Below are 13464 nucleotides of genomic sequence, written 5' to 3'. Positions count from 1 at the left end.
GCCGGATTTCACGGTCCCGCAATGCGGCCGCCACGGACCGGCCGGTACCCGGTCCGGCATGATCGGGGATACGCACCGCTGCGCCCGAGGAGGCCCCGTGACAGACAGGACCGGCGACCGGCGCGGGGCCGCCAACGCCGCCACCGTGCTGCGGACCGTGCTGGAGCACGGGCCCGTGGCGCGCAGCGGGATCTCGGAACTGTGCGGGCTGAGCCCCGCCGCGGTGTCCCGGCAGACCACCGGGCTGCTGCGCGGCGGCCTGCTGCGCGAGCTCCCCGAACCCGCCGGGCCCACCGCCTCGGGCCGGCCGCGGATCCCGCTGGACCTGCACACCGGTGCCGTCGGCGGTCCGGTCGCGGCCGGCCTGCACATCGGGGTGCCCGCCTCCACGTTCAGCCTCGTCGACCTGCGCGGGGAGGTGCTCGCCCGGCGCGCCTTCCCCTACCCGGATCCCGCCGATCCCCGGCTGCCGGGCCGCATCGCGCGGGAACTCGCCGCGTTCCTGGAGCGGTTCGACACCGGCCGCCCCCTGCTCGGCGTGGGCGCCGCGCTCGGCGGCTGGGTCCGGCCCGACACCGGGACCGTCGTACGGCATCCGGCGCTCGGGTGGCGGCAGATGCCGCTGGCCGCGGACCTGTCCCGGGCGCTCGGCCTGCCGGTGCGGGTGGACAACCACGCCCGGGCCGTCGCGCGCGCCGAGATCCTCTACGGCCCCCCGGAAGCCCGCCGCAGCCTGGTCCACCTCTTCATCGGCAACGTGGTGGACGCCGCCTTCGGGATCGAGGGGACCGTCCACCAGGGCCCCGGGTCGGCAGCGGGCGACGTGGCCCACCTGCCGGTGCCCGAGTCCCGGGCGGCCTGCGCGTGCGGACGTACCGGCTGCCTCCAGGCGACCGCCTCCGACACCGCGCTGGGCGCCGAGGCCGTGCGGCGCGGGATCGTCCCCGATCCGTCCGTGCCGCTGCTCGTCGACGCCGCCGCCGCGGGCGATCCCCGCGCGGACCGGCTGCTGCGCGAGCGCGCCCGGGCCGTGGGGCGGGCGGCCGCACTGCTCCTCGACGTGTTCAACCCCGCGGTCATGGTGGTCACCGAACTGTCCAGCGTCCTGCACGAGGGGTACCTCGACGAGATCCGGGCGGCGGCGACCGGCCAGTCCCACGTGTGCGACGAGCCCGGACGGATCATCGCCCCGCGCGCCGGACCCGCCGTACTCCCCCAGGCCGCCGCGACCGTACTGCTGGGTCCGCTGTTCCAGGACCCGGGCCGCCACACCTGCGCCTGACGTCCCCTCGGCGAACGCCTCCCGGGCGTGGCCGGAACCCGCCGGTGCCCGGCCCGGGCCGCCCTCCGCGCCGCACCGACCCCGGTCTGACCTGGGAGTGCGAGATCACATCCGGCGGTTATGGTCTCGCATGAGCGGCCCCCCTAGCATTCGAGCCATGACGGTCCTGCCTGACGACGGGCTCTCCCTGGCCGCCGAGTTTCCTGACGCGACGCATGAGCAGTGGCAGCGCCTGGTGGAAGGCGTACTGCGAAAGTCGGGCAAGGAAGTCTCCGGCGAGGCAGCGGAAGCAGCGCTGTCCACGAAACTCGAGGACGGGCTCATCACCCGCCCGCTGTACACGGCACGCCCGGACGACGGGGACGGTGACGGCACCGGATTCCCCGGTTTCGCGCCCTTCGTCCGCGGCGGCACCCCCGAGGGCACCACGGCCTCCGGCTGGGACGTGCGCCAGCGGATCGCGGGCGGCGACCCCGTACGGGTGAACGAGGCGGCCCTCGCGGACCTGGAGAACGGCACCACCTCCCTGTGGCTGACCGTCGGCCCGGGCGGCCTGCCCGCCGAGGAACTGGGCCGGGCCCTGGACGGGGTCTACCTCGACCTCGCCCCGGTCGCCCTGGACGCGGGAGCCGCGTACCCGGCCGCCGTCAGCGCGCTGCTCGCCCTGTACGCGGAGCGCGGGGTGTCCCCCCAGGACGCCCGCGCCTCGCTCGGCATCGACCCGCTGGGCCACGAGGCCCGCACCGGCGAGCCCCTCGACCTGCCCGCGGCCGCCGCGCTGGCCCGGGACACGGCAGCCGCCTGGCCCGGAGTCCGCGCCCTGACCGTCGACGCCCTCCCCTTCCACGAGGCGGGGGGCAGCGCCGCCGAGGAACTCGGCCTGTCGCTGTCCACCGGGGTCGCCTACCTGCGGGCCCTGACCGGGGCCGGACTCTCCGCCGACGCCGCGTTCGGACAGATCGAGTTCCGCTACGCCGCGACCGCCGACCAGTTCCTGACCATCGCCAAGCTGCGCGCCGCCCGCCGCCTGTGGGCCCGCGTCGCCGAGGCCTGCGGCAGCCCGCAGGCCGGAGCGCAACGGCAGCACGCGGTCACCTCGCCGGTGATGATGACCCGCCGCGACCCGTGGGTGAACATGCTGCGCACCACCGTGGCCTGCATGGCGGCCGGCGTGGGCGGCGCGGACTCCGTCACCGTGCTCCCCTTCGACAGCGAGCTGGGCCTGCCGGACGCCTTCGCCCGGCGCATCGCCCGCAACACCTCCACCGTGCTGGTGGAGGAGTCCCACCTCGCCCGGGTCATCGACCCGGCCGGCGGTTCGTACTACGTCGAGCGGCTGACCGACGAACTCGCGCACGCCGCCTGGGAGTTCTTCCGGACCGTCGAGAAGGCGGGCGGCCAGGAGGCCGCGCTGCGCTCGGGGCTGGTGGCCGAGCGCCTCGCCGCCACCTGGGCGGCCCGTTCGAAGAAGCTCGCGACCCGCCGCGAACCGATCACCGGCGTCAGCGAGTTCCCGCTGCTGTCGGAGAAGCCCGTCGTACGCGAACCCCTGCCGCCGGCTGCGGCCGGCGGTCTGCCCCGGGTCCGGCGCGACGAGGCGTACGAGGCGCTGCGCGCCCGCAGCGACGCCCACCTGGCCGCGACCGGGTCCCGCCCGCGGATCTTCCTCGCCGCGCTCGGCCCCGCGGCCGCGCACACCGCGCGGGCCACCTTCGCCTCCAACCTGTTCCAGGCCGGCGGCATCGAACCCGTCCACGACCCGGTCTCCGTGGATCCGGATACGGCCGCCGCGGCCTACGCGGCGAGCGGCGCCGACGGCATGGCGGTGCTCTGCTCCAGCGACGCGCTGTACGAGGAGCAGGCGGACGCGGTCGCCGCGGCCCTGCGCTCTGCGGGCGCGACGACGGTGTTCCTCGCGGGCAGGCCCGGTACCGCCGAACAGGCCGTGGACGAGTACGTCTTCGCCGGCTGTGACGCGGTCGCCGTGCTGTCCTCCGTACTCGACCGGATGGGAGTCTCGTCTTGAGCATCCCCGATTTCTCCGAACTCGCGCTCGGCGGCGGGCCGTCCGCCCCGGTCACCGAGGACCAGTGGCGCGCCGCGGTGAAGGAGTCCACCGGGAACGCCACGGGCGACCTGCTGTGGGAGACGCCCGAGGGCATCGGCGTGAAGCCGCTGTACACCGGGCGGGACCTGGAGGGCCTGGACTTCCTGGCGACGTACCCGGGCGTGGCCCCGTACCTGCGCGGGCCCTATCCGACGATGTACGTCAACCAGCCCTGGACCATCCGTCAGTACGCCGGTTTCTCCACCGCCGAGGAGTCCAACGCCTTCTACCGGCGCAACCTGGCCTCGGGCCAGAAGGGCCTGTCGGTCGCGTTCGACCTGCCCACGCACCGCGGGTACGACAGTGACCACCCGCGCGTCACGGGCGACGTGGGCATGGCGGGCGTGGCGATCGACTCGATCTACGACATGCGGCAGCTGTTCGACGGGATCCCGCTGGACAAGATGTCGGTGTCGATGACGATGAACGGCGCGGTGCTGCCGGTCCTCGCCCTGTACATCGTGGCGGCGGAGGAGCAGGGCGTCTCCCCCGACAAACTCGCCGGGACCATCCAGAACGACATCCTCAAGGAGTTCATGGTCCGCAACACCTACATCTACCCGCCCAAGCCCTCGATGCGGATCATCTCGGACATCTTCGCGTTCACCTCGCAGAAGATGCCCCGCTACAACTCGATCTCCATCTCCGGCTACCACATCCAGGAAGCCGGCGCCACGGCCGACCTGGAACTCGCGTACACCCTCGCCGACGGCGTGGAGTACCTGCGGGCGGGTCAGGCCGTCGGGCTGGACGTGGACGCGTTCGCGCCGCGCCTGTCGTTCTTCTGGGCGATCGGCATGAACTTCTTCATGGAGGTCGCGAAGCTCCGCGCGGCCCGCCTGCTGTGGGCGCGCCTGGTCAAGCAGTTCGACCCGAAGAACGCCAAGTCCCTGTCACTGCGCACCCATTCGCAGACCTCGGGCTGGTCGCTGACCGCGCAGGACGTGTTCAACAACGTCACCCGCACCTGCATCGAGGCGATGGCGGCGACCCAGGGGCACACCCAGTCGCTGCACACCAACGCCCTCGACGAGGCCCTCGCGCTGCCCACCGACTTCTCCGCCCGCATCGCGCGCAACACCCAGCTGCTGCTCCAGCAGGAGTCGGGCACCTGCCGCTCCATCGACCCCTGGGGCGGCAGCGCCTACGTCGAGAAGCTGACCTACGACCTCGCGCGGCGGGCCTGGCAGCACATCGAGGAGGTCGAGGCCGCGGGCGGCATGGCGCAGGCCATCGACGCGGGCATCCCGAAGCTGCGGGTCGAGGAGGCCGCGGCCCGGACGCAAGCCCGCATCGACTCCGGCCGCCAGCCGGTGATCGGCGTGAACAAGTACCGGGTGGCCACCGACGAGGAGATCGACGTCCTCAAGGTCGACAACTCCTCGGTCCGCGCGCAGCAGATCGCCAAGCTGCGCCGGCTGCGCGAGGAGCGCGACGAGGCCGTCACGCAGGACACCCTGCGGGCCCTGACCCACGCGGCCGGCAGCGGCGAGGGCAACCTGCTGGCCCTGGCCGTGGACGCGGCGCGCGCGAAGGCCACGGTCGGTGAGATCTCCGACGCCCTGGAGAAGGTGTACGGGCGCCACGCGAGCCAGATCCGTACGATCTCGGGTGTGTACCGCATGGAAGCAGGCGAGTCCCCGTCCGTGGAGCGCACCCGCGCCCTCGTCGACCGGTTCGAGGAGGCGGAGGGGCGGCGTCCGCGCATCCTGGTCGCCAAGATGGGCCAGGACGGCCACGACCGCGGCCAGAAGGTCATCGCGACGGCCTTCGCCGACCTGGGCTTCGACGTGGACGTCGGCCCGCTGTTCCAGACCCCGGCGGAGGTGGCCCGCCAGGCCGTCGAGGCGGACGTCCACGTCGTGGGCGTCTCGTCGCTGGCGGCCGGCCACCTGACCCTCGTACCGGCGCTGCGCGAGCAGCTCGCCGAGGAGGGACGCGAGGACATCATGATCGTCGTCGGCGGGGTCATCCCGCCCGCGGACGTCCCGACCCTGCTGGAGATGGGCGCGACGGCGGTGTTCCCGCCGGGCACCGTGATCCCCGACGCGGCCCACGACCTGGTGACGCGGCTGGCCGCGGAACTGGGCCACGAGCTGTAGGCGGCCGCGCGGATGCCCCCGAAGATCGACATCGACGTGTACGTGAAGGGCGTGCTCGACGGGAAGCGCGCGCACATCGCGCGCGCCATCACCCTCGTCGAGTCCACCCGGGCGGACCACCGCGCCCTGGCCCAGAGCCTGTTGACCCGGCTGCTGCCGCACGCGGGGCACGCCCGGCGGATCGGCATCAGCGGGGTGCCGGGGGTGGGCAAGTCCACGTTCATCGACGCGTTCGGCACGATGCTCACCGGGCTGGGCCACCGCGTGGCCGTCCTCGCGGTGGACCCGTCCTCGACCCGGACGGGCGGCTCCATCCTCGGCGACAAGACCCGCATGGAGCGCCTCGCCGTCGACCCGGCCGCCTTCGTGCGGCCCTCCCCCTCGGCGGGCACGCTGGGCGGGGTCGCCAAGGCCACCCGCGAGTCGATGATCGTGATGGAGGCGGCCGGCTACGACGTGGTGCTGGTCGAGACGGTCGGTGTGGGCCAGTCCGAGACCACCGTCGCGGGGATGGTCGACTCCTTCCTCCTGCTGTCCCTGGCGCGCACCGGCGACCAGTTGCAGGGCATCAAGAAGGGCGTCCTGGAGCTGGCGGACGTCCTCGCCGTGAACAAGGCGGACGGCCCCCACGAACGGGACGCGAAGGCCGCCGCCCGCGAACTGGCGGGCGCGCTGCGCCTGATGCACCCCGCCGACTCCGCCTGGACCCCGCCCGTACTGACGTGCAGCGCGCGGGAGTCGGCCGGTCTGGACGAGGTGTGGAAACGCCTGGAACAGCACCGGACGCTACTGGAGGCGGGCGGCCGGCTGGCGGCCAAGCGGGCCGCGCAGCAGGTGGAGTGGACCTGGTCGATGGTCCGCGACGAACTGCTGGAGCGGCTCCGCGCGGACCCGGCCGTACGGGAACTGGCGCCGGGCCTCGAAGCCGAGGTCCGGGCGGGTACGGTGACGGCCACCTCGGCGGCGGACCGCATCCTCGGCGCCTTCGGCGGAGCCTGACCGGAGCCCCGGGGCCTGCGGGCCCCGGGCCTTCCCGGGCGGGTCAGGCCGAGGCCAGCGCCGGGTCCTCGGCGGCCAGGGTGCGGCGCAGGATCCGGGTCTGCTCGGCCTGGTCGGAGCCGGCGAGCAGGGCGGAGAGCACGGCGATCCGGGCCTGTCCGGCCCGCAGCGTCCCGGTCGGGACGGCTCCGGCCGCGACGAGGTCGACGGCGCCGCCGTGCGTGTAGATCTCGGTGACGGGGCCGGCGGCGACGCGGGTGGTCAGCGCGACGAGCACACCGCGGGCGACGGCCCCGGCCACCGCGTCCACGATCTCGGGGGTGGCGTTCCCGGCGCCGGTGCCCACCAGGACGATGCCCCGGGCGCCCGCCTCGACGGAGGTGTTCAGCAGCAGGGCGTCACCGTCGGCGTGGTGCATGACCATGTCCACGCGCGGCGGCAGCTCCGGCATCGCGGGCAGCGCGAGCGGGGCCGGACGCTGCGGGCTGCGGAGCATGGTGACCTTGCCGAAACCTATCTTCCCGAGGAGTTCCTTCGAGGGGTCGGCGAAGGCGTCCAGGTCGACGGCCTGCGTCTTGACGGTGCCGCGGGCGGCGTGCACGCGGCCCGCGAAGGAGATCAGGACACCGAGGCCGCGCGTGGTGGCCGCGGTGAGCAGGGCGTCGTAGAGGTTGCCGGGACCGTCACCGTCGGCGGAACCCATGGGCAGCTGCGAGCCGGTGAAGACGACGCTGCGGGCGTCGTGGTGGTGGAGGTCGACGAGGAACGCCGACTCCTCCAGGGTGTCGGTGCCGTGCGTGACGACGACGCCGTCCACACCGGGGTCGGCGAGCACCTCGTGGACGGTGCGCAGCAGGGTGAGCTGGTGGGCGGTGGTGAGCCGGGGGCTGTTCACGCGGAACAGGTCCACGACCTCGACCGTGATGCCCTCGGGCAGCGGCGCCGTGGCCATCACCTCGCGGCCGTCGGCCTCCGCGGCGAAACCGGAACCCATCCACCGGCTGGCGATCGTTCCGCCGGTGCTGATGACGACGATGCGTCCCATGGCCACCCTTCCCTCACGAGGTCTCGTACAGACATTCCATTCATGGCAATGATAGTGAGATCTACGCGCAATGAGATTGCCTCTTCACCCGCGCCCGCAACATTGGGTGGGTGATAATTGCGCCATGGACGCCATCGACCGAGAAATCTTGCGCGAGCTACAGAAGGACGGCCGGCTCAGCAACCAGGAACTCGCCCAGCGGGTGGGACTGACCCCCTCCCCCTGCATGCGCCGGGTCCGCCAGCTGGAGGAGGACGGGGTGATCCAGGGCTACCGGGCCGTGATCGACCCCGAGGCGGTGGGCCGCAGCTTCGAGGTCCTGGTGTCCGTCGAGGTCCGCCGCGACCGGGCGGCCGTCGAGGCCTTCGAGGCCGCGCTCCACGACATCCCGGACGTCATCGAGGCCTACCGCCTCTTCGGCAGCCCCGGCTGCCTCCTGCGCATCGCGGTCGCGGACCTGCGCGCGTACGAACGCCTGTGGATCGAACAGCTCACGGCCCTCTCGGGCGTGACGGAGGTCAACTCCCAGATCATCATGAAGCGCATCAAGGAACCCACGGGCCTCCCGGTAGACCACTGACCCCGGCCGGCGCCGCACGGCTCCGTGGCCATCCAGCCGCCAGCAACGAAAACGGGAGCCAACCGGGCGGCAGCCCGGCAACTCGCCGAGCTGCCGGACCTCCAGGGAGGCTTCCCAGGCCCAGGCCCAGGCTTCTGGGAACGCCCTCGGCATACGGCATCGCAAACTAGCCCCGCGCTTCACCTGTTGCGCTGGGGGGACAGTTCAAGCGAGTGAAGAGACCCCAGATCAGGCGTCCTTCGCCACCCGCTCCAGGATCGCCACGCACTCCACGTGGTGCGTCATCGGGAAGAGGTCGAAGACGCGGAGGGTGCGGACCTTGTAGCCGTGGTCCTTGAAGTAGCCGAGGTCGCGGGCCAGGGCGGCCGGGTCGCAGGCCACGTAGGCGATGCGGCGGGCGGAGAGGCCCGCGATGTGGCGGACGGTCTGCTTGCCGGCGCCGGCGCGCGGGGGGTCGAGGACGACCAGGTCGCACTCGGTGATGCCGGTCTTCGGGAGGATCTGCTCGACCTTGCCCTGTTCGATCCGGACCCGGGGGAAGTCGGCCAGGTTGTGCCGGGCGTCCTCGACGGCGCGCTTCGTCGACTCGATGCCGAGTACGGCGCCGGTCTCGCCGAGGCGCTCCGCGAGGGCGCCCGCGAAGATGCCGACGCCGCAGTAGAGGTCGAGGGCCATCTCGCCCTTGCGCGGCATCAGGCCCTGCATGACGGCCTTGATCAGGGTGTCGGCGGCCTGGGGGTGGACCTGCCAGAAGCCGCCCATGCCGACGCGGTAGGTACGGCCGTCCGCGCGCTCGCGCACGAAGGGGCGGCCGTGGACGCGGTGGACGCCGCCGTCCTTCTCCTCGACGCGCAGGACCGAGACGGGCTGGTCCAGTTCGACGAGCGGGAGCCGGCCGCCCGGGCGCGGGGTGAGGACGACCTGGCGGTCGGAGGAGCCGGAGGCGGCGATGGCCTCCACCGACGCCATCTGGGGCCAGTCCTGCTTCTCGATGCCGAGTTCCGAGACGCCCGGCGCCGCGATCATGCAGTGGTCGATCAGCTCGATGTCGTGCGAGCGGTGCTTGCGCAGGCCGGCGTTGCCGTCCTCGTCGATGGCGAACTGCACCCGGGTGCGCCACTGCGGCACCTGTCCGGCGGGCAGCTTGTCGCCCTCGGCCGGCATGACGGTGCCGTCCCAGCCGGCTTCCTCCGGGGTGAGGCCGGCGAGCCGCAGCAGCTGCTCGGCGACGACCTCGCCCTTGAGCCGGCGCTGGGCGCCCGGCTTGGCGTGCTGCCAGTCGCAGCCGCCGCACTTGCCGGGGCCGGCGTAGGGGCAGGGCGCCGGAACCCGGTCCTTGGAGGCGTCCAGGACGGTGACGGCGTCGGCGCGCAGGAAGCGGGAGTCCTCGTCGCCCTCCGTCACGCGCGCGACGACCTTCTCGCCGGGCAGGGTGTGACGGACGAACAGGACCCGGCCCCCTTCGGTACGGGCGATGCAGTGGCCTCCGTGCGCGACGGGACCGACCTCGACCTCGTACTCCTCCCCGACCAGTGACTGCTTCTCGTTCTGCTCGGTCATGGTGGGGAGGCTCCAGGAGATCAAAGGAAAACGGCCGGACGACCGACCCACCAGTTTACGTGGATCTCGTCCGGCCGTTCACCACCCGCGGCGGGCCCCCGCCGCTACTTGCCCGCCGGGTCCTTCCGGGGCGGGCGCGGGGTGTCGACCGGTCCGCGGCGCACGGCGCCCGGGGCGTTCCAGTCCTGTCGCTTCTTGGCCCGCCGCTTCGCGAGCTCCGAGGACTCCAGCTGGTAGGGCACGGAGGTGACCATCACGCCGGGCGTGAAGAGCAGCCGGCCCTTGAGCCGCAGCGCGCTCTGGTTGTGGAGGAGGTGCTCGTACCAGCGGCCGACGACGTACTCGGGGATGTAGACGCTGACGGCGTCGCGCGGGTTCTCGCTGCGCAGGCCCTTCACGTACTCGACGACCGGCCGGGTGATCTCGCGGTAGGGCGAGTCGAGGATCTTGAGCGGGACGTTGATGCCGCGCCGCTCCCACTCGGCCTTCAGGGCCTTGGTCTCGGCCGGGTCGACGCTGATGCTGAGCGCTTCCAGGGTGTCCGAGCGGGTCAGCTTGGCGAAGGCGAGGGCGCGCAGCGTGGGCTTGTGGACCTTGGAGACCAGGACGATCGAGTGGACCCGCGAGGGGCGCACGCTGTCGTCGCTGGGGCCTTCGGCGGCGGCGATCTCGGCGGACACCCGGTCGTAGTGCTTGCGGATCGCGGTCATCGTTCCGTAGAAGATCACCATGCCCAGCAGGGCGACCCAGGCGCCGTGGGTGAACTTCGTGGCGAGGACGACGACCAGCACCATGCCGGTGAAGAAGGCGCCGAAGGTGTTGATGGCCCGGGAGCGGTGCATCCGCCGGCGGGCGGCGGGGTCGCGCTCGGTGCGCAGGTGGCGGTTCCAGTGCCGGACCATGCCGATCTGGCTCAGCGTGAAGGAGACGAACACGCCGACGATGTAGAGCTGGATCAGCTTGGTGGAGTCGGCGTCGTAGAGCCACACCAGCAGCATGGCGGCGCCGGCGAGGAGCACGATGCCGTTGGAGAAGGCGAGCCGGTCGCCGCGCGTGTGGAGCTGGCGCGGCAGGTAGCGGTCCTGGGCGAGGATCGAGCCGAGCAGCGGGAAGCCGTTGTAGGCGGTGTTGGCGGCCAGGAAGAGGACGAGCGCGGTGGCCGCCGCGAGCACGATGAACAGGAAGCTGCCTTCGCCGAAGACCGCCTCTCCGACCTGGGAGATCACCGGGTGCTGGACGTACTCGGAGCCGACCGGGACGCCGTCCTGGAGGAGGTCGGCGGCCGGGTTCTCCGCCATCCGCACGTTGGTGGCCATGGCCAGGCCGATGATGCCGCAGAACATGGTGACGGCCAGCGCGCCCATGAGGGCGAGGGTGGTGGCCGCGTTCTTGCTCTTGGGCTTGCGGAAGGCGGGGACGCCGTTGCTGATGGCCTCGACGCCGGTGAGGGCGGCGCAGCCGGAGGAGAAGGCGCGCAGCAGCAGGAAGACGAGGGCGAATCCGGCCAGTCCCTGGTGCTCGGGTTTGATCTCCAGGTCGGCGGTGGGAGCCTTCATCGTGTCGTCGAGGACGATGCCCCGGAAGGCGCCGTAGGCGATCATGACGAAGACGGCGCCGACGAAGATGTAGGTGGGAATCGCGAAGAGGTTCCCGGATTCCTTCACTCCGCGCAGATTCATCAGCGTGAGCAGCAGAATCATGACCATCGCCGAGAGCACCTTGTGCTCGATGACGAAATCGACGGCCGAGCCGAGGTTCTCGACTCCGGAGGAGATCGACACGGCCACGGTGAGGACGTAGTCGACGAGCAGGGCGCTCGCCACCGTGAGGCCGGCCTTGGGGCCGAGGTTGGTGTTGGCAACCTCGTAGTCGCCGCCGCCGCTGGGATACGCGTGGACGTTCTGCCGGTAGGAGGCGACCACGGTGAACATCAGCACGACGACCGCGACCGCGATCCAGGGGCTGAAGTGGTACGCCGACACGCCCGCGATCGACAGGACCAGCAGCACCTCGCCCGGGGCATATGCCACGGAGGAGAGCGGGTCGGATGCGAACACGGGCAGGGCGATCCGCTTGGGGAGGAGCGTTTCCCCGAGGCGGTCGCTGCGCAGCGCCCGGCCGATCAGGATCCGTTTGGGCACGTCGGTCAGTTTGGACACGCAGAGGATCGTAAGCGTTCGAAATCGGGCTGACGAACCCCCCGCCCCTTCTCGGGGCAATGAAGTGCCGCCTGGACCCCAAATGGTCACACTGGTGACCGCCCGTGTGTAGCTTGGGCCATGGTCTGAGACCCTGTTTAGCCAGAGCATGCAATGAGGCTGGAAACCAGCGAGCCGCTGTCAGCCGGAAGGACGGCCGTGCACATCGTCATTATGGGCTGCGGAAGAGTGGGCTCTGCCCTCGCGCAGACCTTGGAACAGCAGGGGCATACGGTCGCCGTCGTCGACCAGGACCCCACCGCATTCCGCCGGCTCGGAGCATCGTTCGGCGGCCGCCGCGTCACCGGGGTGGGCTTCGACCAGGACACGCTGCGAGAGGCCGGGATCGAGGACGCGGGGGCCTTCGCGGCGGTCAGCAGCGGTGACAATTCCAACATCATCGCAGCGCGCGTGGCACGGGAGATGTTCGGCGTCGAGAACGTCGCCGCCCGCATCTACGACCCCAAGCGCGCCGAGGTGTACCAGCGGCTCGGCATCCCCACCGTGGCGACCGTACGGTGGACCGCCGACCAGATGCTCCGCCGGCTGCTGCCGTCGGGCGCCGAGCCCCTGTGGCGCGACCCGAGCGGCGGTGTGCAGCTCGCGGAGGTGCACGCCTCCGAGGCGTGGATCGGTCACAAGGTCAGCCGGCTCCAGGAGGAGACCGGGGTCCGTGTCGCGTTCCTCACCCGCCTGGGCGAGGCGATGCTGCCGACTTCGCAGACCGTCCTCCAGGAGGGCGACCTCGTCCACGTGATGATGCGCACGGACGAGATCGACAAGGTAGAGGCGGCCTTCGCCGAGGGGCCTGAGGAGGCACACGCATGAGGGTCGCGATCGCCGGAGCCGGCGCCGTGGGCCGCTCCATCGCGGGCGAGCTGCTGGAGAACGGCCACGAGGTCCTCCTCGTGGACAAGGCGCCGACCGCCATCTCGGTGGAGCGGGTGCCGCAGGCGGAGTGGCTGCTGGCCGACGCCTGCGAGATCACCTCGCTCGACGAGGCGGCCCTCCAGCGCTGCAACGTGGTCATCGCCGCCACCGGGGACGACAAGGTCAACCTGGTCGTCTCCCTGCTCGCCAAGACCGAGTACGGGGTCCCCCGGGTCGTGGCGCGCGTGAACAACCCGAAGAACGAGTGGCTCTTCAACGAGTCCTGGGGCGTCGACGTCGCCGTCTCCACCCCCCGCCTGATGTCCGCCCTGGTCGAGGAGGCCGTCAGCGTCGGCGACCTGGTGCGGCTGCTGCGCTTCAGCCACGGCGACGCCAACCTGGTCGAGCTGACCCTTCCGCCCGACTCCTCGGTCGCGGGCACCCAGATCAGCGAGATCGCCTGGCCCGAGGACACCTCGCTGGTCACGATCATCCGCGGCAACCGGGTGCTCACCCCGCACGGCGAGGAGACCCTGGAGCCCGGCGACGAGCTGCTGTTCGTGGCCGCCCAGGCCCGCGAGGAGCAGCTGGAGGACCTCCTCCAGGCCCGGAAGTAGGCCCGGAAGCAGGCCCGCGTGCGCTAGCGGTACGGGCCTGCCCGTACGCCGTCACGCACGCCGAAGGGGCGGAGCGGCTTCGCAGCTGCTCCGCCCCTTCGGCG

General features: G+C 72.1%; 10 protein-coding genes. 7 read left to right on the top strand and 3 right to left on the bottom strand.

The genetic code is table 11. From position 1 onward, the window contains the following. Window positions 1-97: 97 nt before the first annotated feature. The 4 genes from ABZZ17_RS31005 to meaB all read left to right on the top strand — a co-directional run bounded on the left by ABZZ17_RS31005 (window position 98) and on the right by meaB (window position 6490). Window positions 98-1282 carry an ROK family protein gene (locus ABZZ17_RS31005; protein WP_356880936.1) on the top strand — a complete coding sequence of 395 codons (1185 nt, stop codon included), beginning with the start codon at window positions 98-100 and terminating at the stop codon, window positions 1280-1282. A gap of 157 nt (window positions 1283-1439) precedes the next feature. Then, window positions 1440-3308: a methylmalonyl-CoA mutase family protein gene (locus ABZZ17_RS31000; protein ID WP_356880934.1), complete on the top strand. Its 1869-nt coding sequence runs from the start codon at window positions 1440-1442 to the stop codon at window positions 3306-3308. Continuing rightward, window positions 3305-5491 carry a methylmalonyl-CoA mutase gene (gene scpA, locus ABZZ17_RS30995; protein ID WP_356880932.1) on the top strand — a complete coding sequence of 729 codons (2187 nt, stop codon included), beginning with the start codon at window positions 3305-3307 and terminating at the stop codon, window positions 5489-5491. The genes ABZZ17_RS31000 and scpA overlap by 4 nt, the downstream gene beginning before the upstream one ends. Window positions 5492-5503: 12 nt before the next feature. Next, entirely contained in the window at window positions 5504-6490 is a 987-nt protein-coding gene (meaB, locus tag ABZZ17_RS30990; RefSeq protein WP_356880930.1) for a methylmalonyl Co-A mutase-associated GTPase MeaB, read from the top strand. A gap of 43 nt (window positions 6491-6533) precedes the next feature. On the opposite strand, the gene ABZZ17_RS30985 is transcribed toward meaB, so the two are convergent. Beyond that, on the bottom strand, window positions 6534-7535 hold the full coding sequence (locus tag ABZZ17_RS30985; protein WP_356880928.1) for an asparaginase: 1002 nt from the start codon (window positions 7533-7535) through the stop codon (window positions 6534-6536). A gap of 124 nt (window positions 7536-7659) precedes the next feature. Here ABZZ17_RS30985 and ABZZ17_RS30980 point away from each other — a divergent pair, with 124 nt between their 5' ends. After that, window positions 7660-8115: an Lrp/AsnC family transcriptional regulator gene (locus ABZZ17_RS30980; protein ID WP_356880926.1), complete on the top strand. Its 456-nt coding sequence runs from the start codon at window positions 7660-7662 to the stop codon at window positions 8113-8115. A gap of 228 nt (window positions 8116-8343) precedes the next feature. Here the strand turns inward: ABZZ17_RS30980 and ABZZ17_RS30975 are convergent, their stop codons facing one another. Then, the gene (locus ABZZ17_RS30975; protein ID WP_356880924.1) at window positions 8344-9675 is read right to left on the bottom strand and encodes a TRAM domain-containing protein; all 1332 of its coding nucleotides are present in this window, start codon (window positions 9673-9675) and stop codon (window positions 8344-8346) included. Between the two features lie 104 nt (window positions 9676-9779). Further along, window positions 9780-11834, bottom strand: coding sequence for an APC family permease (locus ABZZ17_RS30970; RefSeq protein ID WP_356880922.1), 2055 nt, complete (start codon window positions 11832-11834; stop codon window positions 9780-9782). Between the two features lie 198 nt (window positions 11835-12032). Between ABZZ17_RS30970 and ABZZ17_RS30965 the strand changes: the two genes are divergently transcribed. After that, the gene (locus tag ABZZ17_RS30965) at window positions 12033-12701 is read left to right on the top strand and encodes a TrkA family potassium uptake protein (RefSeq protein WP_356880920.1); all 669 of its coding nucleotides are present in this window, start codon (window positions 12033-12035) and stop codon (window positions 12699-12701) included. Continuing rightward, window positions 12698-13360 carry a TrkA family potassium uptake protein gene (locus tag ABZZ17_RS30960; RefSeq protein ID WP_356880918.1) on the top strand — a complete coding sequence of 221 codons (663 nt, stop codon included), beginning with the start codon at window positions 12698-12700 and terminating at the stop codon, window positions 13358-13360. Before ABZZ17_RS30965 ends, ABZZ17_RS30960 begins: the two co-directional genes overlap by 4 nt. The last annotated feature ends 104 nt before the right edge of the window (window positions 13361-13464 follow it).

The sequence above is a fragment of the Streptomyces sp. NPDC006512 genome (assembly GCF_040611935.1).
Lineage (GTDB): Bacteria > Actinomycetota > Actinomycetes > Streptomycetales > Streptomycetaceae > Streptomyces.
The sequence above is the reverse complement of the archived record's forward strand: the minus strand, read 5'-3'. Positions and strand labels throughout refer to the sequence as shown.